This is a genomic window from Curtobacterium sp. NPDC089689 (assembly GCF_044749145.1).
Classification (GTDB): domain Bacteria; phylum Actinomycetota; class Actinomycetes; order Actinomycetales; family Microbacteriaceae; genus Curtobacterium.
On record NZ_JBIVHJ010000001.1, the window covers coordinates 237,459 to 261,348 of the forward strand.

Sequence of the window (23,890 nt, forward strand, 5' to 3'; positions counted from 1 at the left end):
GAGGGGTGTGCCGCTCTGAGCGGACACGAGTACGGCGTGCTCCTGAGTGCTGCTCAGTCTTCTGCGGGCGTCTCCGGTGCGTCCCCGAGCGCGTCCGGACCCTCGGTCACGAGGACCCGGAACTGCTCGGCATCGATGATCCGCACCCCGAGCTGCTCCGCCTTCGTCAGCTTCGACCCAGCCCCCGGACCGGCCGCGACGAAGTCGGTCTTCTTGCTGACGCTCGACGCCGCCTTGCCGCCCGCGGCGAGGATCGCCTCCTGCGCACCTTCGCGCGTGTACCCCTCGAGCGCGCCCGTGGCGACGACCGTGACCCCGGTCAGGACCCCGCCCTCGGCAGCGGCCGCACCCGGCCCGGGGTGGCCCGGGATCGCGAACCGCACCCCTGCCGCGGTCCACCGGTCGACGATGTCGCGGTGCCAGTCGACGTCGAACCAGGCGAGCAAGGCGTCGGCGATGATCCCGCCGACACCGTCCACCGCCGCGAGGTCGTCGCGGGTCGCCGCACGGATCGCTTCGAGGGAGCCGAAGTGCGTGGCGAGTGCACGCGCCGCGACCGGTCCGACGTGCCGGATGTTCAGCGCAACGAGCTGGCGCCAGAGGTCCTTCGTCTTCGCGGCGTCGATGTTCGCGAGCATCTCGAACGCGTTCTTGGACGGGTAGCGGCTCGGCTGGCCCGTGTAGTCCGCGCCGTGGGCTCCGGGGTCGAACGGCGGGTCGGTCTTCTTGCGCGCGCGGCTGAACGGCGTCACGCGCTTCGGCGAACCGGCGTCGTCGGTCTTCTGCATGCCGGTCTCGGCGTCGCGGACGATCACCTCGATCGGGACGATGTCCTCCATCGTCAGGTCGAACAGCCCGGCCTCGGTCACGAGCGGCGGGGTCTCCGGGTGCGACGGCTGGGTCAGCGCGGCCGCGGCGACCTCGCCGAGGCCCTCGATGTCGAGCGAGCCGCGCGAGGCGATGTGCTCCACCCGACCCCGGACCTGCGCGGGGCAGCTCTTCGCGTTCGGGCACCGCAGGTCCTTGTCGCCCTCCTTCGCCGGGGCGAGGGGCGTCCCGCACTCCGGGCACGCCGCGGGCATGACGAACTCGCGCTCGGTGCCGTCGCGGAGCTCGACGACCGGGCCGAGCACCTCCGGGATGACGTCGCCGGCCTTGCGGAGCACCACCGTGTCGCCGATGAGGACGCCCTTCGCCTTGACGACGTCCTGGTTGTGCAGCGTCGCCTGCCGCACGACGGACCCGGCGACCTCGGCCGGCTCCATCGAGGCGAACGGGGTCGCACGGCCGGTGCGCCCGACGCTCACCACGATGTCGAGCAGTTTGGTGTGGACCTCTTCCGGCGGGTACTTGTACGCGATCGCCCACCGTGGCGCGCGCGAAGTCGATCCGAGTTCCTCGTGCAGGGCGAGGTCGTCGACCTTGATCACGATGCCGTCGATCTGGTGCTCGACCGATGCGCGACGGTCGCCGTACTCGCGCACGAAGGCGAGGACCTCGTCCACGGTGTCGAACACCCGGTAGTGCGAACTCGTCGGCAGGCCCCAGGTCTGCAGCAGCTCGTAGACCTCGGACTGCGAGTGCGCCTCGGTCGCGCGCTCGAGCTCGCGCACGGGCCACGCGCCGATGCCGTGCACGAGCATCCGGAGCCGGCGCAGACGGTCCACCATGAGGGCACGCTTCGCCTCGGACTTGCCCTCCTCCTTCTGCCGGAGGGACCCAGCGGCCGCGTTGCGCGGGTTGGCGAAGACCTTCTCGCCCGCCTCGCGCTGCTTCGCGTTGAGCTCGTCGAACTCGGCGACCGGGAAGAAGATCTCGCCGCGGACCTCGACGATGGGCGGGTGACCGGTGCCCGACAGGCGGTCCGGGATCGTGCCCATGGTCCGCACGTTGCCGGTGACGTCCTCGCCGACGACCCCGTCGCCGCGCGTGGCGGCCGAGACCAGTCGGCCGTCCTCGTACCGCAGGTTGATCGCGAGCCCGTCGATCTTCAGCTCGGTGAGCCACCGCACGCGTTCGGCACCGGCGTCGCGCTCGACCTTGGTCGCCCACTCGGTGAGTTCCTCGGGGCTGAACACGTTGTCGAGGCTGAGCATGCGCTCGGCGTGCTCCACCGGGGCGAACTGCGTCGTCTGCGCCTGGCCGCCGACGGTCTGCGTCGGGCTGTCCTCGGTCAGGAGCTCGGGGTGGAGCTCCTCGATCGCGGCGAGCCGGTGCTGCAGCGCGTCGTAGTCGGCGTCCGACGCGGTGGAGGCGTTGCCCTCGTAGTACTCGTGCCGGAGCTCGGTGATGCGGGCGCGGAGCCGGTCGACCTCACGCGCCGACTGGGCGGCGTCGAGGTCGGACGGGGCGGTCGTCTCGAACGTCGTGTCGTCGTCGGGCGTGCTCTCGCTCATGCCCTCAGTTCTACCGGCAACCACCGACCGAGCGCGCAGCGGGCACCCGGCCCGGGAGCGGCCAGGCGGCCGCGCGGTCAGGCGCCGACCGGCACCGCCGACACCGTCGCGTCGATCGTGCACTGCCCGAGCACGCGCGTGCCGACGTACACCACGGCCGTCTGCCCGGGAGCCACCCCGGACAGCGGCTCGTCGACGTCGATGACGAGCCGGCCGTCGGACACGCGTGCGGTCGCGGGCACCGGGTCGGCGTGCGCGCGGATCTGCACGTCGCAGGCGAACGGCACCGACGGGTCTGCCGGGGCCGTGCCCGCCCAGGTGAAGCGCGCGCCGGACATCGAGGACACGTCGAGCGCCTCCTTCGGGCCGACGACGACGGTGTTCTCCTTCGGGCGGATCTCGAGCACGAACCGCGGCTTGCCGTCCGGCGCCGGACGGCCGAGGTGCAGACCCCGCCGCTGCCCGACGGTGTAGCCCGTCGCGCCCTGGTGCTCCCCCACGACCGTACCGTCGCGCTCGACGACGTCGCCGGGGGCGGTGCCGACGCGGTCCGCGAGCCAGCCTCGGGTGTCGCCGTCGGGGATGAAGCAGATGTCGTACGAGTCCGGCTTCTGCGCCACCGTCAACCCGCGCGCGGCGGCCTCGGCCCGGACCTCGTCCTTCGACGGCGTGGCACCGAGCGGGAACATCGCGTGCTGGAGCTGCTCGGCGGTCAGCACCCCGAGCACGTAGGACTGGTCCTTCGCCCACGCTGCCGCGCGGTGGAGCTCACGCGAGCCGTCGGAACCGGTGACGATCGAGGCGTAGTGCCCGGTCGCGACCGCGTCGAACCCGAGGGCGAGCGTCTTCTCGAGCAGCGCCGCGAACTTGATCCGCTCGTTGCACCGCATGCAGGGGTTGGGCGTCCGGCCGGCCTGGTACTCGGCCACGAAGTCGTCGACGACGTCCTCCTTGAACCGCGCCGAGAAGTCCCACACGTAGTAGGGGATGCCGAGCACCGAGGCCGCGCGCTGGGCGTCCATCGAGTCCTCGATCGTGCAGCACCCCCGGCTGCCGGTGCGGAGCGTCCCGGGCATCCGGCTGAGGGCCAGGTGCACCCCGACCACGTCGTGTCCGGCGTCGACGGCCCGTGCCGCCGCGACCGCCGAGTCGACGCCGCCGCTCATCGCTGCCAGTACTCGCATGCCTCCAGGGTAAGCACCGGCGTAGCGTTGTGCGAACGATGCCCTCCGAGACCCCCGCCTTCGACCTCCGGGCGGTCGTCCTGTCCGGCTTCCTGCCCGCCGCCCTCTTCGCGATCGGCGAGGGGGCGATCATCCCGATCATCCCGATCGCCGCCGACAACCTCGGAGCGGGGCTGGCGTTCGCGGGGTTCGTCGCGTCGCTCATCCTCGTCGGCGAGCTCATCGGCGACGTGCCGTCGGGAGTCGTCGTCGGGCGGATCGGCGAGCGCAACGCGATGATCGGTGCTGCTGCGGTCTCGGTCGTCGGGTTGCTCGTCTGCGTGTGGTCGCCGAACCCGTGGGTCCTCGCAGTCGGCGTGTTCCTCGTCGGCGTCTCGACCGCGGTGTTCGCCCTCGCCCGCCACGCCTACATGACGACCGCGATCCCGGTGCACGTCCGCGCCCGCGCACTGTCGAGCCTCGGTGGCGTGTTCCGCTTCGGCTACTTCGTCGGCCCGTTCGTCTCGGCCGGGGTGATCCACCTCACCGGCGCGACGCAGAGCGCCTTCTGGATCCACATCACCTGCTGCCTCTTGGCCGCCGTGGTGCTCCTCGTCATCCGCGACCCCGCGACGGGCGCACGCGGCTTCCGGAGGCCGACCCGTGCCTCCAGGCCGGATACGACGAACAGGCCGGACGCGACGGATGCGACGGACGCGGCGACCGCACCCACCGGCTCCGGCACGACCCACCCGACGGAGCCGCCCACCGACACCGGCGCGCAGTTCGTGCAGGACGAGGCCCACGGCCTCTTCCGCACCATCCGCACGCACCGGAAGGTCCTGCTCCGCCTGGGCAGCGGCGCCGGCCTCATCGGCGCGCTCCGCGCCGGACGGCAGGTCATCCTGCCCCTGTGGGCCGTGAGCGTCGGCCTGGACGACTCCACCGCCGCGCTCGTCATCGGCATCGCCGGAGCCGTCGACTTCGCACTGTTCTACACGAGCGGGCAGATCATGGACCGGTGGGGGCGCCTCGCGAGCGCCCTGCCCTGCATGCTCGGACTCAGCGTCAGCTACTTCCTCCTCGCCTGGTCGGGCCACCTCGATGCGCGGGTCGGGTGGTTCGTCGCGATCGCGATCGGGATGTCCCTGGCGAACGGCGTCGGTTCCGGCATCCTCATGACGCTCGGCGCGGACCTCGCTCCGCGCGACCACCCGGCGCCGTTCCTCGGCGCCTGGCGCTTCACGGGGGACTTCGGGTCCGCCGCCGCGCCGCTGCTCATCTCCGGGATCACCGCCGTCGCGTCGATCGCGGTGGCGAGCGGCGTGATGGGCGTCCTCGGCCTGGTCGGGGCCGGGGTGCTCCTGCGCTACGTTCCGCGGTACCTCCCACGCCGGTTGCGCTGACGGTGTCGACGGCGCTGCGCGCGTCGGGACGGCCGGGAGGCACGGTGCGCGTCCGCCCCGCCGGTCCCGCTCGGTAGACTGCCGCTGCTCGCGGGAGTGGTGGAATTGGTAGACACGCAGGATTTAGGTTCCTGTGCCCCGGCGTGAGGGTTCGAGTCCCTCCTTCCGCACGGCGGTTCTCCGCACCCTTCCTGACCACGTCCGCAGACTCATACCGTCGGCGGATGGTGCCGACACACGGGGACGGTAGCCTGACCCCTGCGGGGTCGTCCTCGTGTCCCCGCCCGCTCGACCGGAAGAACCATGCACTCCGTTGCACTCGCCCTGATCCCCTGGCTGGATCCGCAGTACATCCTCGACCACTTCGGGGCCGTCGCCGTGCTCGTCGTCTGCGCGATCATCTTCGCCGAGACCGGCCTGCTCGTCGGGTTCATCTTCCCCGGCGACAGCCTGCTCGTCATCACCGGCCTCTTCGCGTTCGACCGGGGCGGCGCGATCGGTGGCATCCCGATCTGGGTCGCGGCCCTGATGATCGCGGCGTCGGCGTTCATCGGCGGTGAGCTCGGCTACTACATCGGCAAGAAGGCCGGTCCGCCGATCTTCGAGCGCAAGGAGAGCGGGCTCTTCTCCAAGGCGAACGTCGACCGCACGAACGCGTTCTTCCACCGGTTCGGTCCGCTCGCCGTGATCCTCGCCCGCTTCGTGCCGGTCGTCCGCACGTTCCTGCCGATCGCCGCCGGTGTCGGACGGATGAACTACAAGAAGTACTCGCTCTACAACGCGATCGGTGCCGTGATCTGGGGCGTCGGCGTCACGTTCCTCGGCTACTTCATCGGGCACATCCCGTTCGTGGCGCACATCGTCCGCTCGTACATCGACGTGATCCTGCTCGCCGCCGTCGTGGTGACGGTGGTCCCGATGGCGCTGACCTACTTCCGGAACGCGCGCAAGGCGAAGCACGCCGAGGAGCACGACGCCCCGACCGTCGACCCGCGGGTCTGATCGACCCGTTCGCAGGGCCGTCGCCGCGCGCGGCTGCGTCGGCAGTCGGGAGCGTGTTCACGTTCGCGTTCGCACAACCAAAGTCGCTCCGAACCACGCGATCACGTGGTTCGGAGCGACTTTGCTTGTGCGCTGGCCATCGGCACCGGCACCGCGCGGCGGCATCGGCGGCACCCGCGGGCGCCGGCTACTCCGCGCCGAAGTACTCCCGCACGATCGGCGCGATGCCGCGGAACGCCTTCGACCGGTGGCTCAGGGCGTTCTTCTCGTCACGCGTCAGCTGCGCCGAGGTCCGGTCCGCGTCGTCCGGCCGGAAGACCGGGTCGTACCCGTGTCCGCCGTCCCCGATCGGCGCCGTCGTGACCTCGCCGTTCCAGACCGCCTCGAACACGTGCTCGGTGCCGTCCGGCGTCACGAACGCCGCGGCGCACACGAAGGCCGCGGTCCGCTCGACCACGCCCTCGAGGTTCTGCAGCAGCAGCGCGATGTTGTCGGCGTCCACCCGGGTGCCGGCGTACCGGGCCGAGTGGATGCCGGGCGCACCGTCGAGCGCGTCCACGGCGATGCCGGAGTCGTCGGCGAGCGCCGGGAGCCCCGTGTGCGCGACCGCGGCCCGGGCCTTGATGAGCGCGTTCGCCGCGTAGGAGTCGCCGTCCTCGACGGGCTCCGGTCCGTCGTACCCGACGAGCTCCACGCCGTGGCCGAGTGCGTCGCCGAGGATGTCACGCAACTCGACGAGCTTGCCGGCGTTGTGGCTGGCGAGGACGACCCGACGGTCGGTCACGAGGTCTGCCCCAGCACCTCGCGCTGGATCGCGGCGAGCGACGCGTTGCCTGCGAGCCCGAGGTCGAGCAGGGTGTTCAGCTCGTCGCGGTCGAACGGCGCGTGCTCGGCGGTGCCCTGGACCTCGATGAACTTGCCCGAGCCGGTCGTGACGATGTTCATGTCGGTGTCGGCCGCGGAGTCCTCGGTGTAGGCGAGGTCGAGCATCGGCTCCCCCTTGACGATCCCGACCGAGATCGCCTGCACGCTGTCGAGCAGCGGGGTCGCCTTCTTCCCGACGAAGCCGCGCTCGCGGCCCCACTCGATCGCGTCCACCATGGCCACGTACGCGCCCGTGATCGACGCCGTGCGGGTACCGCCGTCAGCCTGCAGCACGTCGCAGTCGATCACGAGGGTGTTCTCGCCGAGGCCCTTCGTGTCGACGACCGCGCGGAGCGATCGGCCGATGAGCCGGGAGATCTCGTGCGTGCGGCCGCCGACCTTGCCCTTGATCGACTCCCGCTGCATCCGCTCGTTCGTGGAGCGCGGCAGCATGGAGTACTCGGCGGTGACCCAGCCGGTGCCCTTGCCGGCGAGCCAGCGGGGCACGCCGTTGGTGAACGACGCGGTGCACAGCACCTTCGTGTTGCCGAAGGAGATGAGCGCGCTGCCCTCGGCCTGCGTGCTCCACCCCCGCTCGATCGTGACGGGACGGTGGTCGGTCGCGGCGCGGCCGTCGATGCGGGTGCTCATGGCGTCCTTTCGGTGTGGGGCAGCAGGATCGCCCCGGTCTGGAGGTGGCCGACGCTCGAGACCTCGGGTCCGAGGAAGCGTCGGGCGAGCCGGATGAAGCCGTTCTTGTCGTCGCCGGTGGCCTCGAACGCGTAGGTCGGCGGCTCGGGGGCGGTGCGTTCGAGGCCGTGCTCGACGAGTCGGCGGTAGACGTCGTTCGCGGTCTCCTCGGCGCTCGACACGAGGGTGACGTCGGGGCCCATGACGTACTGGATCGCCGCGGACATCAGCGGGTAGTGGGTGCAGCCGAGCACGAGCGTGTCGACGTCGGCGGCCCGGACCGGGGCGAGGTACTGCTCGGCGACCGTGCGGAGCGCCGGCGACGAGGTGTCCCCGGCCTCGACGAACTCGACGAAACGGGGGCAGGCGGCGAGCGACAGGGAGACGTCGGCCGCGACCGCGAAGGCGTCCTCGTACGCCCGCGAGGCGATGGTCCCCACGGTCCCGATCACCCCGACGCGGCCGGTGCGGGTCTGCTTCACGGCGGCTCGGGCCGCGGGCTGGATGACCTCGACCACGGGGATGCCGTACGCCTGTTCGTAGCGCTCACGGGCGTCGCGGAGCACGGCGGAGGAGGCGGTGTTGCACGCGATCACGAGCGCCTTCACGCCCTGCTCGACGAGGTCGTCCATGACCTCGAGGGCGTAGCGGCGGACGTCGGCGATGCGCTTCGGGCCGTACGGCGAGTGCAGGGTGTCCCCGACGTACCGGATGCTCTCGCGCGGCAGCTGGTCGATGATCGCCCGCGCCACCGTCAGCCCGCCGACCCCGCTGTCGAAGACTCCGATCGGTGCATCCGTCACGGTGACCAGCGTACCGACGCGAGCCGACCGCCCGACGCAACCCGTGCCTCCCGGCCGACCCCTGCCGTAGTGTCGGGGAGGTGACCAGCGCGCTCCTCACGGACCAGTACGAACTCACCATGGTGGACGCCGCACTGAAGGACGGCACCGCCGACCGTCGGTGCGTCTTCGAGGTGTTCACCCGCCGCCTGCCGGACGGCCGCCGGTACGGCGTCGCGGCCGGCCTCGGACGCTTCCTCACCGCGCTGGGCGACTTCCGCTTCGGCGACGGGGAGATCGGCTTCCTGCGCGACCGCGGCGTCATCGACGAGGGCACCGCGCGGTGGCTCGCCGACTACCGGTTCACCGGGAACGTCCGGGCCTACCGCGAGGGCGAGGTCTTCTTCCCGAACTCCCCGGTCCTCCAGATCGAGGGCACGTTCGCCGAGGCCGTCGTCCTCGAGACCCTCGCGCTGAGCATCTTCAACGCCGACAGTGCGATCGCGAGCGCGGCCGCGCGCATGGTGTCCGCCGCGGACCACCGCCCCCTCGCCGAGATGGGGTCCCGCCGCACGGGTGAGTGGAACGCGGTCGCCGCCGCCCGCGCCGCGTACATCGCCGGGTTCGGTGCGACGAGCAACCTCGAGGCCGGACGCACGTGGGGCATCCCGACGATGGGCACCGCCGCGCACGCGTTCACGCTGCTGCACGACTCCGAGGAGGCGGCGTTCCGGTCGCAGCTCGACGCCCTCGGCAACGGCACGACCCTGCTGGTCGACACGTACGACATCGAGGCCGCGGTCGAGACCGCCGTCCGGCTCACCGACGGGAAGCTCGGTGCCGTGCGCATCGACTCCGGTGACCTGCCGTCCGTCGTGGCCGCGGTCCGCGCGCAGCTCGACCGGCTCGGCGCGACCGGCACGAAGATCACCGTGACGAACGACCTCGACGAGTACACGATCGCGGCGCTGCGGGCGGCGCCGGTGGACTCCTACGGCGTCGGCACGTCCGTCGTGTCCGGCTCCGGTCACCCGGCCGCGGGCATGGTGTTCAAGCTCGTGGCCCACCGCGACGCCGCGGACGAGGCCTGGGTACCGGTGGCGAAGAAGTCCGCCGACAAGGCATCGACGGGTGGGCGCAAGGAGGCGGGCCGACGACTCCGCAACGGCATCGCGACCGCCGAGGTCGTGCTCACGACGGGAGCGGTCGGGCCGGACGAGCGACCGCTGCTCGTGCCGGTCGTGACGAACGGCGAGGTCGACCCGGCGTTCCTCGGCAGCCAGGGCGTCGAGGCGGCACGGAAGCACCACAAGATGGCGAAGGCCGAGCTGCCCGCCGACGCGTCGCGCATCGGGCGGGGAGACCCGGCCATCCCCACGCTCGTCATCTGACCGGCGGTCGTGGGTCGCGGAGGGCTACTCCGCCTTCATGCGCTCGTAGATCTTCTTGCAGTCGGGGCAGACCGGGAACTTCTCCGGGTCGCGCCCGGGGATCCACTTCTTGCCGCACAGCGCCTTGACGGGCTTGCCGCTGAGCGCCGACTCGAGGATCTTGTCCTTCTTCACGTAGTGCGAGAACCGCTCGTGATCGCCGGGCTCGATCCCCTCGTCCTCGAGGAGCTTCTCGAGCTCGCGGTCCATCACGTCGAGGCCGCCACCGGGTTCCGTCATGCTCATGGGTCCAGGGTACGACGCGGCGCGCGACGGTGCGATGCGGTCGCGTCGCGCGCGGCCGCCACCGGGTGCGGGACTCGACGGATGACGGCCGGGAGGCGCGGGGCGGACCCGCCACGCGCCTCCCGGCCGTCGGTCGGTCGTCCCGCGCCGGGGGCGACCCGCCGGGTCCCGCTGCACGGTCGGCCCGGTGGGGGCGCACAGGTCGGCGCGCGCTGCGCGACCGGTCAGTTGCGCTGGGCCGCCGCCAGGAGGTCCGGTCCGTGCCGGTCGAACGCCCGGCCGCCGATCGCGACCCCGGCGACGAGCACGAGCACGCCGACGACCGCACCGACGACCAGCGTCGCGGTCGCCCACGGGTCCGCGCCGTCGCGGAACGCGAGCACCGCGAGCCACACGGCCGGGATCGAGAAGATGACGGTCCCGATGACCATCACCGACTGCGCGACCGTCGCGGTGACGCCAGCGGCCTGCGGCTGCTGGAACGGGTGGTCACCCGGACGCACCGTCGGGTAGGGCAGCAGGACGGAGACGATGCTCGAAAGACCGAGGCCCGCCAGGAGCGCCGATGCGCCGATCCCGATGAGCACCGGGAACGCCACCCAGTCGCCGAAGAGCCGCGCGGACACCGCTGCACCCGCGACGAGCGCCGGGATCCCGACCACGAGCACGGGGACGACCCGACCGAGCCGATCACTCCAGCCGGGCGCGCCGGACGCGACGTGCAGCCAGACGGCGGTGTTGTCGTACGAGACGTCGTTGTGCGGCAGGAACCCGGCGATGAGCGCCATGAGCGGCAGTGGCACGAGCGCCGTCCAGTGCCACGGCACGCCGGCGACGCCGAGCGGGATGACGACGATCGGCACGAAGACGAGCACCAGGTACGAGGTGCGGTAGCGGGGGTCGCGTCCCCAGTAGGTCAGGGCGCGTGCAGCGACGGCGGCGACCGGCGTCGAGCCGAGCCGGTCGAACCATCCGAGCCCGCGGTACCGACGGCTGCGCGTCCGGGACTCGACGGTCTCGAGGGCGTGGCCGACCTGTGCCCACCAGGCCCAGGCGAGCAGGGCGACCGTGACGACGGCGACGAGCAGCTTGAGGACGCCGGCTCCGACCGCGCCGACCGCGACGTCCGCGGGGACGGCCCACGCTGCACCCCACGGGGTCCAGCCGGCGACGTTCGCGACCCGCTGCGTCTCGACGCCCGCCGGGTCGATCCAGCCGCTGTCGACCAGGAGCGAGACGGTGGGCACGGCCAGGACCGCGATCACGAGCGCGACGAGCCAGCCGGCGTCACGGGTGCGGTGCTGCCCGATCAGGCGGGACCCCGCCGTGGACGCGACCCGGACGAGCAGGGCGCACGTCGCGATCGCGAGGAGACCACCGACCACTCCGAGCACCGCCGTGCCGCCGCCGCGCATCCACGTGACGGACTGGCCCACGGCGACGATCGCCACCGCGACCACCGGCACGCCGACGAGGCCGGCGACGAACAACCCGACCGCGAGGTCCTTCCGGCCGATCCCGAACACGGCGAAGCGGCGCGGGTCGAACTGGTCGCCGTGCCCCGCGACGAGCGGGACGACCGTGAAGCCGAACGTGACGAGGGTGCCGACCGGGACCACGACCGCGCGTGCCGACCCCGGGTCGACCGTGCGCAGACCGGCGGCCACGACGGCGATCGCCACCGCGACGACGAGCCCGACGAGGCACCCGAGGACGACCAGGACCGAGCGACGTGCACTCCCCCGGACGCCGCCCGCGAGCAGGTCGGCCCTCAGGCGGAGAAGCTGTGCAACCATTCCATGCTCTCTGCCACGACGCGGCCGCCCGCGAGTTCGACGAACTTGTCCTCGAGGCTCTTGCGCCCGCGGACCTGGGCCATCGTGCCGGAGGCGAGGACCTTGCCGCCGACGATGATCGCGACCGAGTCGCACGTGCGCTGGACGAGTTCCATCGAGTGGCTGGAGAGCACGACCGTGCCGCCACCCGCCGTGTAGCGACGCAGGATCTCCGTGATGGTCGCGGCGCTCACCGGGTCGACGGACTCGAACGGCTCGTCGAGCACGAGCACCCGCGGCGAGTGGATGAGCGTCGCGGCGAGCGCGATCTTCTTCGCCATGCCGACGGAGTAGTCGGCGACCTGGCGACCGAGGGCCTCACCGAGACCGAACGCCTCGGCGAGGTCGGCGCTCCGATCCCGTGCCGTGGCGCCGTCGAGGCCCCGGAGCGTGGCCGAGTAGTAGAGGAGCTGTGCACCGGTGAGGCGGTCGAACAGCCGGAGCCGGTCGGGCAGGACGCCGAGGCTGCGCTTGGCGGCGGTCGGGTCGGCCCAGACGTCGTGGTCGAGCACGGTCACGGTGCCGGCGTCCGGACGGAGCAGGCCGGTGACCATGGAGAGCGTCGTGGTCTTGCCGGCACCGTTCGGGCCGACGACGCCGAAGATCGAACCCTGCCGGATCTCGAGGTCGACCTCGTCCACGGCGAGGGTCTGGCCGTAGCGCTTCACGAGGCCTTCGGCGCGGAGGACCACGGGCTGCTTCGGTGCGGCGGCCGCGGGGCGCTTGGCGGTGGCCCGGGGCGCGCGCTTCTTCGACGGCGTGCTGCCCGAGCCGCCGGCGCTGCCCGAGGAGCCGGCGCTGCCCGCGGCGGTGTCGCTGCTCCGGTCGGTGTTGCTGCCCGCGGCGCTGTCGCTGCTCGGGGCGGCGTCGCTCGGCGGTGTGCTGCTCGACGTCGTGCGGGACGACGTTGCGCGGGCCGTCGCTCCGTCGCGCTGCTGCGGGCCGTCCGGGGCGCCGGCCGGGCGCTTGACCCGTCCCTTGGCGCCGCGTGACCCCGACGGCCGCTTCGACGTCGTCTTCTCCGCCGCAGGGAGCGCAGCGTCGCGCGTGTCGCCGGCTTCGTCGCGCGTGTCGCCGGCCTCGTCGCGCGTGTCGGGAGCCCCGCCCGCTGCCGTGCCGGTCGCGTCCTCGACCGTCGGTGTCTCGACGCCGTCGGCCTCGATCGTGGTCGTGTCGTCGGTCATCTCGTCACCTGCGGGCGCGTCACGCGCATCCCCGTCCCCCATGTCGCTCTCGGCCTCGGTCAGCCAGGCAGCGTCGGACGTCGCGTACACGTCCTCGTCGTCTGCTCCTGCGGCCATCGCCCCACCGTACCAACGGTGCGACGACCGGTGACGACCGTGACCGGACCGTCACCGACGTCGCCCGTAGGAGGGTCACGAAACGAGAACGAAGCGGCTCCGGGTGTACCCCTCCGGCCCGGTCGTTCCGTATCATTCACCGGGACACGCCGAAGTGTTCACCACTTGGAAACCCGCTCGGGCCTCCCAACGTGATGCAGCCCGCGCTGGGAGTCTGATCCGAGAAGCGCAGGGTTCACGGCGGATCCGGACCCTGCGGGAGCAGACTCGACCAGGCCCGCCCGTGCCCATCGGCGCGCGGGCGGACACCAGAAGGGACCAGCATGACCACGCAGATCGTCATCCTCGCCGCGGGGATGGGCAGCCGCCTCGGGCGCAGCCTGCCGAAGCCGCTGACGGAGCTCTCCGACGGCCGCACCATCATGCAGCAGCAGTTCGACAACATCCGCGCCGCGTTCGGCTCGAGCGCCCGCGTGACGATCGTCGTCGGCTACAAGTCGGAGTACATCGTCGAGGCCTTCCCCCAGGCGAACTTCGTCTACAACGAGTCCTACGACTCCACGAACACCTCGAAGAGCCTCCTCCGTGCGCTCAAGGCCACCGGCAAGAGCGGCGTGCTCTGGATGAACGGCGACGTCGTCTTCGACCCGCGCGCGCTCGTCCGTGCCGCGGACATGATCGACGAGGACCGCTCGTTCGTCAGCGTCAACACCGACAAGGTCTCCGACGAAGAGGTCAAGTACACGGTCGACGCCGAGGGCTTCATCGAGAAGCTCTCGAAGCAGGTCGTCGGTGGCCTCGGCGAAGCCGTCGGCATCAACTACGTCTCCGCCGCCGACAAGCAGGCGCTCATCCGCCAGCTCGGCCGCGTGGACGACCAGGAGTACTTCGAGGGCGGCATCGAGGCGGCCATCGCCGAGGACGGGCTACGCTGGTCGCCGGTCGACATCTCGGACCTCTACGCGGTCGAGATCGACTTCGCCGAGGACCTCGAGCGCGCGAACAACCTGTTCGCCTGAACGATCCCCGTCCCCTCGGCGGTTCCGCCCGGAGGGAAACCGTGACCACAGCGAGTGCGCCGACCGTGCCCGCGGCTGCTGCCCCGATGGCCAGCCGGAGTGCCGGTCGGCGCTATCGCCATGCTCTCTGGCTGCTGACCGTCCGCGACCTCCGGGTCCGCTACTCGACGTCGGCACTCGGCTACCTCTGGTCGATCCTCGACCCGCTCGTGATGTCGGCGATCTACTGGTTCGTCTTCACGCAGGTCTTCCACCGCGGCAAGGTGGGCGAGGAGCCGTACATCGTGTTCCTGCTCTCGGCACTCCTGCCGTGGATGTGGTTCACGGGCGCGGTGTCCGACTCGACCCGCGCGTTCACGAGCGAGGCCAAGCTCATCCGTTCGACGACGATCCCCCGGAGCATCTGGGTCGCCCGGATCGACGCGTCCAAGGGCATCGAGTTCGTGCTGAGCCTGCCGGTTCTCGCGATCTTCGTGCTCGCGACGGGTGCACACCTCCACTGGGAGGTCCTGCTCTACCCCCTGGCGATCGTGCTCCAGTGCGCGCTCATCTACGGCCTCGGCCTCATCGTCGCGCCGCTGGTGGTCTTCTTCCGTGACCTCGAACGCGCGGTCAAGCTGGTCCTGCGCTTCCTGTTCTACGCGTCGCCGATCATCTACGGCACGTCGGCACTCCCCGAGCGCGTCCGTGACCTGATGGCGCTGAACCCGCTCTCCGGGATCATCGGGATCTACCGCTCGGCCTTCTTCCCGAGTCAGCTGAACTGGCTCGAGGTGGCCTCCTCGACGGTCGTGACCGTGGTCGTCCTCGTCGTCGGCGTCGTCGTCTTCAAGCGGAGCGAGCACCGCGTCCTGAAGGAGCTCTGATGACCGCCACCGACCAGCCACGTCGCAGCACCACCACGACGCCCGTGATCTCCGTCCGCGGCGCCGGGATCCGGTTCAAGCGGAACCGTCGGGCGAGCCGCAGCTTCAAGGACCTCTTCGCCGGACGCAGCCGTCGGAAGCGCGGTGACGAGTTCTGGGCGCTCCGCGACGTCTCCTTCGACGTCCGACCCGGTGAGGCGATCGGCGTCGTCGGTCGGAACGGCCAGGGCAAGTCCACCCTGCTCAAGCTCGTGGCACAGGTGATGCTCCCCGACGAGGGCCGCGTGCAGGTCGGCGCCGGCGTCGCACCGCTCATCGAGATCACCGGCGGGTTCGTCGGCGACCTGACGGTGCGGGACAACGTCTACCTCACGGCGGGCCTGCACGGCATGTCGCGAGCGGAGATCCGCGACGCCTTCGACGAGATCATCGCGTTCGCGGAGATCGGCGACTTCGTCGACACCCCGTACAAACACCTGTCGAGCGGCATGAAGGTGCGGATCGCGTTCTCGGTCATCTCCCGCCTGGACGAACCGGTGCTGCTCGTGGACGAGGTCCTCGCCGTCGGCGACAAGGGGTTCCGCGAGAAGTGCTACAAGCGGATCGACGAGCTCCTGGCCGGAGGGCGGACGCTGTTCTTCGTCTCCCACAGCGACAAGGACCTGCGCCGGTTCTGCGACCGCGGGCTCTACCTCGACAAGGGGCAGCTGCAGTTCGACGGTCCGATCGACGAGGCCCTCGCACGCTACAGCGCCGACTACGCCTCCTGAGCAGTGCCCGGCACCCCTCCACAACGGCACGCACCACGGCCTCCCTCCACAACGCCGGGGGTCCACGGTCTCCCCGACCGCACCGACGTCGGTACCCCCACCTAATGTTCGTGGCATGCACCCCACCGCCACCGCGTACCGTGTCCCGTTCCACCTCGATCGCACCGACGCCCCGCGCCGCTACACCCTCGTGAACACCGGGCCGGAGCCCGTCGACGGGTTGACGCTCACCCACCTGGGGACCGGCTACGCACCACCGATGGCCGTTCGTCGGCTCGAACCGGGTCGGGCACTGTCCATCGCCGTGTTCGGAGCGGCCCCGGACGACACCGGCGCGGTGGTGCTCCGGTGGCGGCGACCCGACCGGACCGAGTACCTGTGGCAGGTGCCGCTCGTCGCCCACGCCACCGGACGGTGACGTGCCGTGGCGGCCGGGCCTGGACGGACGTCCGGGTCAGCGCCCGTCGTGCTCGGCCGCGACGGTGCGCCACCGCTCGAGCAGCTGCTCCACGGCCGCGTGGAACCGTGCGGTGGCCGCGCCGGGCGTCGTGTCGCCGAAGTACCGCTCGACCCAGTGCCGGAGGCGTGCCAGCTCCTCGGCGTCGTTCGCGGCGGCGTCGATCCGTTCGACGACGTCCGCCGCCTCCGACGCCTGCAGCCAGTTCGCGTCGCCCAGGTACCCACGTTCGTCGACGTCGGCGTCCGGTGACACCGGCCGCGTCACGATGAGCGGCTTGCCCACCGCGAGCCGGTCGTAGATCATCGCCGAGATGTCCGTGATGGCCACGTCGGCACCCGCGAGCTGCCAGCCGAGCGTCGGGCCGTCGTCGTACACGTGGTGTGCCGAGGGGTCGGCGGCGTTCGCGGCCGAGATCGCCGCGATGATGCGCTCGTGGGCGGCCTTGTACTCCGCGTCGAGCACGCCCGAGCGCGGGTGGGGTCGGTAGACGAGCCGGTGCGCCGGCGACGCGAGCACCCGCTCGGCGATCGTCGTGCCGTGGCTCGCGATGGAGCCGTAGGCCGCGGCGGCGCGGTCGCCCTCCCACGTCGGGGCGTACAGCACGACGGTGCGGCCGTCCGCGGGCCACGGGACCTCCGCGGCGAAGTGGTCGGCCTGGGGGCGCCCGATCGCGGTCGTCCGGGCGTCGAGGTCGTAGTCCCACAGCGCGGCGGCCAGGCGGTCACGAGCGGCGTCCCCGGCGATCAGGGCGTGGTCGTACGCCTTGAACTGGTTCGTCGTCATGTACATCTTGTCGCTCTCGCCGTGGTTCACGAAGACGTGCCACATCCGCCCGTACCGCATCATCTGGAAGTTGCGGGCGTTCTGGTTGACGTAGAGGACGATCTTCGGGGCCTGCTCGTCCACGAACCGCTCGAGGTCCACCACCTGTCGCGCGTACACGACCGGCACCGGCGACTCCTCGAGCAGGGTGAGCATGGCACCGGGGCTCCGCGAGATGATCGCGACCGGGTGCTCGGTGTGCAGTTCCGCCAGGGGGCCGTACCACTGCCGGACCTGGTACAGGTTCACCGGACCGTCGGCGAAGTACACGGCGATCTCGGCGGAGCGCGGCGCGAGCGGCGGCTCCTGCTGCAGTCGTCGGGCGAGGGCGTTCCGGTTCTGCCGCGACTTCAGGAGTCGCTGCACGAGCCGGACGGCCGTGCGCACGTCGCTGGTGATCGACATCGGTCTCCTCAGATGATCGGGGGGCGGCCGGCGAGCGTCATCCGCCCGATGGTCAACCACCCCATGGTCGCTGCCGGCCCGCATTCCGTGGTCCAGCCCTCGCGCACGCCGCCGAACCACGTCGCCAGACGCCGGGGGTGCCGCCACCAGCGGGCGACCTGGATCGCCGCCCACGAGCCGACGTACAGCGGCCGCAGCACCGGGGGCAGGTTCCGCCGGGCGAGCCACACCCGGTTGCGGGCGTTCAGCCGGTAGTACTCACGGTGCCGTGCGGGATCGATCGCTGGGTGGTGCGCGACGAGGTCCCCCGCGTACCAGGTCCGGCGGCCCGCGTCCCACACGCGCCAGGCGAGCTCGATGCCCTCGTGCGCGTAGAAGTACGGCGCTCCCCAGCCACCGACCGCGCGGTAGACGTCGGTGGGGAGCACGACGGCGCCCTCCCACACGGAGAACACCGGGGACGACTCCCGAGGCGAGCCCTTGCGGATGCGCGGGATCCAACGCGTCGGGTTCGCGGCACCGGTCGGATCGACGACGCGGGGCTGCACGAGCCCCAGCGACGGGTCGTGCTCGAACAGCGCGATCGCGTCGCGCAGGAAGGTCGGCGACGGCACCGAGGCGTCGTCGTCGAGGAAGAACACATAGTCGCCGTGGACGACCTCGGCGCCGGCGTTCCGCCCGGCCGGGATGCCGACGTTCTCGGGCAGCGCGAGCGCACGGACTCCCTCGGGCAGCCCGGTCGGCTCCCAGCCGTTGCCGACGCACACGACGTCGAGTTCGACGTCCTGCTGTGCGAGGACGCTCTCGAGGCCCCGCCGCAGGTCGTCGGGGCGCGTGCCCTGCGACAGGCTCACCACGGCCACGCGGGGTCGTTCCCGGTGCGGGACCGCGTGACGACGCACGGTCCCGGGCATCACGCGCGGACCCGCTTCGAGGCGATGATCGCGAGGAAGTGCCCGGCGGTCGCGAGGACCGCGAGCGGCAGGAGCGCCCCGACGAGGATCCGCGACGCCAGCGTGTCACCGATGACGAGTCCGAGGAGCGCGAACACGAACGCGAGGATGCTCAGCTCGACCGAGTGGTACAGGCGGTGGAACGGCAGGAAGCGAGCGGCCTTGCGGAGCGTCGCGAGTCGGCGGCCGGACGGCGCGGTCGAGGCGTCGCGGCGGTCGACGAGCTTCTCGAGCCCGGCGTTGGCGCGGGCCACGTGCACCATGTCGTTCAGCGCCTTGTTGAGGACGATCACGAGACCGAGCGCGCAGCCGATCGTCGTCCACATCCAGTCCGCGTCGTGGACCGGCCACGTGGCGGCGCGGATGCCGAGGGCGATCGGGATCAGCCCCTCGGTCGTGTAGTGCCCGACCTTGTCGAGGAACACCCCGGCGGGCGAGTGTGTCCCGCGCCACCGGGCGACCTCGCCGTCGCTGCAGTCCACCAGCATCTGCAGCTGCCCGAGCACGAGCGCGAGCGCCGCGCCCCAGATGCCCGGGATCAGCAGGGCGGCCGCGACGCTCCAGCCGACGAGGATCATCAGTCCGGTGACCTGGTTCGCGCTCACTCGGGTCTTCAGCAGCACCCAGGTCAGGTACGGCGAGACGTCCCGGAGGTACAGCGAGGCCGTCCAGTGCTCGGCGTTCGCCCGCATCCGCACGGCGTCCGGCTGCGCGACCGCGCGGAGTTCGGCGATCGAGGTCGGCCGCGCGGCGCGTCCCGTGGTGGCGTCGTCGGTCATGTCGGTCACCGTCCCGTGTGCGTCGTGAGCTCGGACGTCCTGGTCAGGAAGCCGATGATGAACCCGATCCCCCAGCCGACGTGGATGCACGGCAGGACGACGAGGAGCCAGAGGAGCGTCGCCGCCCCTGATCGCCGAGCGACGGCGACGGCGCCGACCACGACGAAGAGCACGTACACGGCGGGGACCACGAACCCGAGCAGCGCCCACGCCGCACCGGTGCCCGTGGCGGCGCCGACGATCCCGACGACCCCGGTGACGATGCCGACCGCCATCGCCGCGACCATCGCCGGCGGCACGAAGTAGCGCAACCCGTTGTTCGCCGGGAACCGCCGGGCGAGTTCCCCGCGCCACAGCCCCGTCGCGACGAACTGCCGCACGAGCCGCTTCAGGCTCGGCCGCGGCCGGTACGTGACGACGAGCTCCGGCGTGAACCAGACGGTGCCGCCGGTCTGCCGCAGCCGCCGGTTGAGCTCCCAGTCCTGGCCACGTTTGATGCCCTCGTCGAAGAGCCCGACCTCGAACAGGCGGTCGCGCCGGAACACGCCGAGGTACGCGGTCTCGGCCGGTCCGGCCTGCCCGCCGACGTGGTGCGGCGTGCCCCCGAGCCCGACCCGGCTGCCGTACGCGAGGGCGACGGCCCGCTCGAACGGCGTGCGCCCCTCGGCGCGCATGATGCCGCCGACGTTGTCCGCGCCGGACTCCTGCAGCACTCGGACGGCGATGCGGGTGTAGTCACGCGGCAGCACCGAGTGCGCATCGACCCGGACCACGACGGGGTGCTCGGACGCGCGGATCGCGACGTTCAGCCCGGCGGGGGTCGACCCCACCGGGTTCTCGATCGCCCGGATCCGCGGGTCGGCCGCACTCATCTCCGCGACGAGCTCGTTCGTGCCGTCGATCGAGGGCCCGAGCGCCAGGATGACCTCGAACGGACCGGCGTAGTCCTGTTCGAGCAGGCTCTGCACGGCAGCACGGACCTCGGTGACCTCGTTGAGCACGGGCATCACGTACGAGACGCCCGGCAGGGGCTGTCCGTCTGGCTGCATGCGTCCCTCGGGGTGGTGGCTTGGTGCGCGGGGCGCACCGCGAGCGGTGCCGCCCCGCAGAGCGACCATGAGCCTATCAAGCCGGGCACCGCCAGGACGGACGGGAGGCCCGGTGCCAGCTGGCACCGGGCCTCCAGGCCGACCGTCGGTCGCGTCAGCCCTTGCTGTCGTACGTCCCCAGCGTCACGTCCGCCGTGTAGGACTTCCCGCCACGCAGGTAGGTGATCTCGGTCTTCGTGCCGCCGGCGAAGAAGCGCACCTGCGCGGTCAGGTCAGTCGCGTCGGAGACGGTGGCCGAGCCGATCTTCGTGACGACGTCGCCCGCCTTGAGGCCCGCCTTCGCGGCTGCTCCACCGGACGTCACCGACTTGATCAGCGCGCCCATCTGCGTGGCGTTCGAGGCGTCGGTCGAGTCCGCGACCCCGGCGCCGAGCAGACCGTGCGTCGCCGAGCCGTTGTCCTTGATCTCGTTGGCCACGCGCTTGACGAGGTTGGACGGGATCGAGAAGCCGACGCCGATGCTGCCGGACTGCGACTCGGACGAGGAGCTGCCGGCGGACGCGATCGCGACGTTGATGCCGATGAGCTTGCCCTTCGAGTCGAGCAGCGCACCGCCCGAGTTGCCCGGGTTGATCGACGCGTCGGTCTGGATGACCGGCAGCGACACCGTCGAGTTCGCCGAGGAGCTCGACCCGTTGTCGCCGTTTCCCCAGAAGTCGAACGGGCCGCCCTGGCTGCCGTTGCCGCCCTCGTTCGAGTCGCCGCCGGGGTTCGGGGCGCTCGACGTGACCTGGATGCTCCGGTTCAGCGTGGACACGATGCCGTCCGTGACGGTGTTCGACAGGCCGAGCGGCGCACCGATCGCGACGGCGGTGTCACCGACGTTGAGGTCGGACGAGTCCGCGAACGAGATCGGCTTCATGTCCGTCGCGTCGATCTTGATCACCGCGAGGTCGACCGTCGGGTCGGTGCCGATGAGCTTGGCGTCGTAGATCTTGCCGTCCGAGGTCGTGACGGTGATCTTGCCGTTCCCGCTGTCACCGTCGAGCGTCACCACGTGGGTGTTCGTGACGATGTAGCCGTCCTTGCTGAACACGACGCCCGAGCCGGTGCCGGCCTCGCTGCTCGCGGAGACGTTGATCGTCACCACGGACGGGGTGGCCTGCGCGGCGACGGCGGTGACGACGGTGGCGTTGTTGTAGTCGTTGACCGTCAGGTTGCCACCCTGCGCGGCGCTGCTCGTCGGGGTGCCGTTGCCGCCCGTCGCCGAGCCCGCGAGCCAGCCGGCGCCGCCGCCGACCAGGCCGGCGATGACGATGCCTGCGACGAGGGGCAGGACGAGGCGGCCCCGCCCCTCGGCCTTCGTGCCCGTCGGTGCTGCGGTGGCGGAGTCGGCGAAGTAGTGGCCGTTGCGCTGGTTAGAGCCGTCGACGTCTCCGAAGGAGGAAGCGGACGCGGGAGCGCCGGTCGCGGAGCCGGGGGCCTGGGCCGACGCGTACGCGCTGGCGGAGGCGGGAGCGGCGGCGGAACCGGTCTGCTGGGCGTACTCGCCGTAGCGGGGGCGGTCCTGGCCGTTCTGCTGCGACGGGTCGCTCTGCTGGCCGTACGCCGAGCCGTGGGTGCCGTAGGGGTTCTGCTGCCCGTACTGGCCCTGCTGGCCGGACCCGTACTGTCCCGAGCCGTACTGACCCGAGCCGTACTGGCTCGTCTGGCCGTACTGGCTCGACTGACCCGAGCCGTACTGGCTCGTCTGGCCGTACTGGCTCGTCTGGCCGTACTGGCTCGACTGACCCGAGCCGTACTGGCTCGACTGACCCGAGCCGTACTGGCTCGTCTGGCCGTACTGGCTCGACTGACCCGAGCCGTACTGGCTCGTCTGACCCGAGCCGTACTGGCCCGCCTGGCCGTACTGGCTCGACTGACCCGAGCCGTACTGGCCCGTCCGGCCGTACTGGCTCGACTCGCCGGACCCGTACTGGCCGCCCTGCCCGTACCGGCCCGCGTCCTGCCCGTACGCGCCCTGACGGCCGTCGCCCACCGATGGGTAGGGCGCCGTGTACTGCGAGGTCTGCTGGTCGTCCGCGCGCGGGAACACGTCGGTCTCGTTCGCGGCCGCCGGCTCGATCACGTCGGTGTGGTCCGCCTGGCCGTGCTCGTCGGGGGCGGAGCCGTTCGTGGTGCGCTCGGCACCGTTCGTCTCCGCAGAAGTGGTCTCCTCAGCGCGGCGGTCGTCGTCGGCCTGCCCGTGGGGCGTGTTGTCGCTCATGCTGGACGTGCTCCTCTCAAGCTCGTGCAGTCTGTCGCACGCACCTGAGCGCCGGTCCTGGCCGGGCTGCACGCGACCTATGGCGATCGTATGCGTGCGCTGTGGGCGCTTCCCGGGGAGTCGTCTGCCCCGCCGCTAGGTTGGGTGGCGACCGGCACGACGACCCACGGCGGAGGACCACGATGCGACTCGACGGACCCTGGCTGCGTGCGGCGGAGGGAGCGATGCTGCTCGGCTCCGACGGCGTGCCCGCACCGACCGTGTTCGCGGAGATGAGCGCCCTCGCCGCCGCGACCGGCGCGATCAACCTCGGACAGGGTTTCCCGGACGAGGACGGTCCGCAGGAGGTCCTCGACGCCGCCGTCCAGGCGATCCGGGACGGCGCGAACCAGTACCCGCCGGGTCGCGGTACCCCGGACCTGCGTGCGGCGATCGCCGAGCACCAGACGCGCTGGTACGGCCTGGAGGTCGACGCCGACCGCGAGGTCCTCGTCACCGCCGGGGCGACCGAGGCCCTCGCGGCGACGCTCCTCGCCCTGGTCGAGCCCGGCGACGAGGTCATCACGTTCGAGCCGTTCTACGACGCCTACGGCGCCCTGGTCCGGCTCGCCGGGGGCACCCACGTCACCGTCCCGCTCACGGCACCGGACTTCCTGCCCGACGAGGCGACCCTCCGCGCGGCGTTCACGGACCGCACCCGCGTCGTGCTGGTGAACACCCCGCACAACCCGACCGGCCGCGTCCTCCCCGCCGAGGTCCTCCGGACGGTCGTCGAACTCGCCGAGCGCCACGACGCCCTGATCGTCACCGACGAGGTCTACGAGCACCTCACCTTCGCGACCCCACACGTGCCGATCGCCACGCTCCCCGGGGCCCGCGACCGCACCGTCACGATCTCGAGCGCTGGGAAGACCTTCAGCACGACGGGCTGGAAGATCGGCTGGCTGACCGCTCCCCCGGCGTTCGTCGACGCGATCACGTCCGTCAAGCAGTTCCTCACCTTCGTCAACGGGTCGCCGTTCCAACCGGCGGTCGCGGCCGGGCTCCGACTGCCGACCGAGGTCTTCACGGGCATCGCGTCGACCCTGGCGGCGAAGCACGAGCTCCTCGCCGCCGGGCTCCGGAGCGCCGGCTTCGAAGTCATGCGTCCCGACGGTGGCTACTTCGTCATCGCCGACGCGGCGCCCCTCGGCTTCGACGACGCCCGCGCGTTCAGCATCGCCCTGCCCGAGCGAGCGGGAGTGGTCGGCGTCCCGGTGTCGGCGTTCGTCCGGCCCGAGCACGCAGCGAGCTACGGCTCGCTCGTGCGGTTCGCGTTCTGCAAGCGGCGCTCCGTGCTCGAGGACGCCGTGTCCCGCCTCGCGGCCCTCGCCCCCACCGGCTGAG

21 protein-coding genes and 1 tRNA gene are annotated in these 23,890 nt (G+C 71.7%); 9 read left to right on the forward strand and 13 right to left on the reverse strand.

All coding sequences use genetic code 11. The annotated features are described in order from the left end of the window. Positions 1–53 precede the first annotated feature (53 nt). Both ligA and mnmA read right to left on the reverse strand, forming a co-directional pair. Positions 54–2,396 (reverse strand): NAD-dependent DNA ligase LigA, encoded by a 2,343-nt coding sequence (gene ligA / locus ACIPYW_RS01120; RefSeq protein WP_400410036.1) that lies wholly within the window; start codon positions 2,394–2,396, stop codon positions 54–56. Positions 2,397–2,473: 77 nt separating this feature from the next. Next, positions 2,474–3,580 carry a tRNA 2-thiouridine(34) synthase MnmA gene (gene mnmA, locus ACIPYW_RS01125; protein ID WP_400410038.1) on the reverse strand — a complete coding sequence of 369 codons (1,107 nt, stop codon included), beginning with the start codon at positions 3,578–3,580 and terminating at the stop codon, positions 2,474–2,476. 38 nt (positions 3,581–3,618) lie between these two features. On the opposite strand from mnmA, the gene ACIPYW_RS01130 reads away from it, so the two are divergent. The 3 genes from ACIPYW_RS01130 to ACIPYW_RS01140 all read left to right on the forward strand — a co-directional run bounded on the left by ACIPYW_RS01130 (position 3,619) and on the right by ACIPYW_RS01140 (position 5,967). Then, complete coding sequence (locus ACIPYW_RS01130) at positions 3,619–4,965, forward strand: MFS transporter (RefSeq protein WP_400410040.1); 1,347 nt, start codon at positions 3,619–3,621, stop codon at positions 4,963–4,965. Between the two features lie 90 nt (positions 4,966–5,055). Next, a tRNA-Leu gene (locus ACIPYW_RS01135) sits at positions 5,056–5,135 on the forward strand. 133 nt (positions 5,136–5,268) lie between these two features. Continuing rightward, a complete protein-coding gene (locus ACIPYW_RS01140; RefSeq protein ID WP_400410042.1) occupies positions 5,269–5,967 on the forward strand; it encodes a DedA family protein in 699 nt (232 codons plus the stop codon). A gap of 187 nt (positions 5,968–6,154) precedes the next feature. Here ACIPYW_RS01140 and rdgB read toward each other — a convergent pair whose 3' ends face one another. From rdgB to murI, 3 genes are read right to left on the reverse strand one after another with little or no spacing between them, the layout of a single operon-like run. Beyond that, on the reverse strand, positions 6,155–6,751 hold the full coding sequence (gene rdgB / locus ACIPYW_RS01145; protein ID WP_400410044.1) for an RdgB/HAM1 family non-canonical purine NTP pyrophosphatase: 597 nt from the start codon (positions 6,749–6,751) through the stop codon (positions 6,155–6,157). Then, entirely contained in the window at positions 6,748–7,482 is a 735-nt protein-coding gene (gene rph / locus ACIPYW_RS01150) for a ribonuclease PH (RefSeq protein ID WP_400410046.1), read from the reverse strand. The genes rdgB and rph overlap by 4 nt, the downstream gene beginning before the upstream one ends. Continuing rightward, complete coding sequence (murI, locus tag ACIPYW_RS01155; protein WP_290132466.1) at positions 7,479–8,324, reverse strand: glutamate racemase; 846 nt, start codon at positions 8,322–8,324, stop codon at positions 7,479–7,481. Before murI ends, rph begins: the two co-directional genes overlap by 4 nt. An 80-nt stretch (positions 8,325–8,404) precedes the next feature. Here murI and ACIPYW_RS01160 point away from each other — a divergent pair, with 80 nt between their 5' ends. After that, positions 8,405–9,694: a nicotinate phosphoribosyltransferase gene (locus tag ACIPYW_RS01160; protein WP_400410048.1), complete on the forward strand. Its 1,290-nt coding sequence runs from the start codon at positions 8,405–8,407 to the stop codon at positions 9,692–9,694. A gap of 24 nt (positions 9,695–9,718) precedes the next feature. Here ACIPYW_RS01160 and ACIPYW_RS01165 read toward each other — a convergent pair whose 3' ends face one another. The 3 genes from ACIPYW_RS01165 to ACIPYW_RS01175 form a co-directional block, all read right to left on the reverse strand. Beyond that, positions 9,719–9,979, reverse strand: coding sequence for a DUF3039 domain-containing protein (locus ACIPYW_RS01165; protein ID WP_022904204.1), 261 nt, complete (start codon positions 9,977–9,979; stop codon positions 9,719–9,721). 224 nt (positions 9,980–10,203) lie between these two features. Beyond that, positions 10,204–11,775 carry an ABC transporter permease gene (locus ACIPYW_RS01170; RefSeq protein WP_400410051.1) on the reverse strand — a complete coding sequence of 524 codons (1,572 nt, stop codon included), beginning with the start codon at positions 11,773–11,775 and terminating at the stop codon, positions 10,204–10,206. Next, entirely contained in the window at positions 11,751–13,115 is a 1,365-nt protein-coding gene (locus ACIPYW_RS01175) for an ABC transporter ATP-binding protein (protein ID WP_400410053.1), read from the reverse strand. Before ACIPYW_RS01175 ends, ACIPYW_RS01170 begins: the two co-directional genes overlap by 25 nt. A 323-nt stretch (positions 13,116–13,438) precedes the next feature. On the opposite strand from ACIPYW_RS01175, the gene ACIPYW_RS01180 reads away from it, so the two are divergent. The 4 genes from ACIPYW_RS01180 to ACIPYW_RS01195 all read left to right on the forward strand — a co-directional run bounded on the left by ACIPYW_RS01180 (position 13,439) and on the right by ACIPYW_RS01195 (position 16,188). Continuing rightward, positions 13,439–14,134 (forward strand): phosphocholine cytidylyltransferase family protein, encoded by a 696-nt coding sequence (locus ACIPYW_RS01180; RefSeq protein WP_290132470.1) that lies wholly within the window; start codon positions 13,439–13,441, stop codon positions 14,132–14,134. Positions 14,135–14,220: 86 nt separating this feature from the next. Then, entirely contained in the window at positions 14,221–15,000 is a 780-nt protein-coding gene (locus ACIPYW_RS01185; protein WP_400412481.1) for an ABC transporter permease, read from the forward strand. Then, positions 15,000–15,770 (forward strand): ABC transporter ATP-binding protein, encoded by a 771-nt coding sequence (locus ACIPYW_RS01190; protein WP_290132471.1) that lies wholly within the window; start codon positions 15,000–15,002, stop codon positions 15,768–15,770. Before ACIPYW_RS01185 ends, ACIPYW_RS01190 begins: the two co-directional genes overlap by 1 nt. Before the next feature lie 115 nt (positions 15,771–15,885). Beyond that, positions 15,886–16,188: a hypothetical protein gene (locus ACIPYW_RS01195; protein WP_290132472.1), complete on the forward strand. Its 303-nt coding sequence runs from the start codon at positions 15,886–15,888 to the stop codon at positions 16,186–16,188. A 36-nt stretch (positions 16,189–16,224) separates the two neighbouring features. Here ACIPYW_RS01195 and ACIPYW_RS01200 read toward each other — a convergent pair whose 3' ends face one another. The 5 genes from ACIPYW_RS01200 to ACIPYW_RS01220 all read right to left on the reverse strand — a co-directional run bounded on the left by ACIPYW_RS01200 (position 16,225) and on the right by ACIPYW_RS01220 (position 22,504). Next, entirely contained in the window at positions 16,225–17,457 is a 1,233-nt protein-coding gene (locus ACIPYW_RS01200; protein WP_400410055.1) for a CDP-glycerol glycerophosphotransferase family protein, read from the reverse strand. A gap of 8 nt (positions 17,458–17,465) precedes the next feature. Next, positions 17,466–18,371: a glycosyltransferase family 2 protein gene (locus tag ACIPYW_RS01205; RefSeq protein WP_400412483.1), complete on the reverse strand. Its 906-nt coding sequence runs from the start codon at positions 18,369–18,371 to the stop codon at positions 17,466–17,468. Beyond that, positions 18,371–19,189 carry a CDP-alcohol phosphatidyltransferase family protein gene (locus tag ACIPYW_RS01210; RefSeq protein WP_400410058.1) on the reverse strand — a complete coding sequence of 273 codons (819 nt, stop codon included), beginning with the start codon at positions 19,187–19,189 and terminating at the stop codon, positions 18,371–18,373. Before ACIPYW_RS01210 ends, ACIPYW_RS01205 begins: the two co-directional genes overlap by 1 nt. A 5-nt stretch (positions 19,190–19,194) precedes the next feature. After that, positions 19,195–20,238 (reverse strand): glycosyltransferase family 2 protein, encoded by a 1,044-nt coding sequence (locus ACIPYW_RS01215; protein ID WP_400410060.1) that lies wholly within the window; start codon positions 20,236–20,238, stop codon positions 19,195–19,197. Between the two features lie 154 nt (positions 20,239–20,392). Further along, positions 20,393–22,504 (reverse strand): S1C family serine protease, encoded by a 2,112-nt coding sequence (locus ACIPYW_RS01220; RefSeq protein WP_400410063.1) that lies wholly within the window; start codon positions 22,502–22,504, stop codon positions 20,393–20,395. A 182-nt stretch (positions 22,505–22,686) separates the two neighbouring features. On the opposite strand from ACIPYW_RS01220, the gene ACIPYW_RS01225 reads away from it, so the two are divergent. Next, positions 22,687–23,889, forward strand: a complete 1,203-nt coding sequence (locus tag ACIPYW_RS01225; RefSeq protein ID WP_400410065.1) for an aminotransferase class I/II-fold pyridoxal phosphate-dependent enzyme — start codon at positions 22,687–22,689, stop codon at positions 23,887–23,889. Position 23,890: the final 1 nt, after the last annotated feature.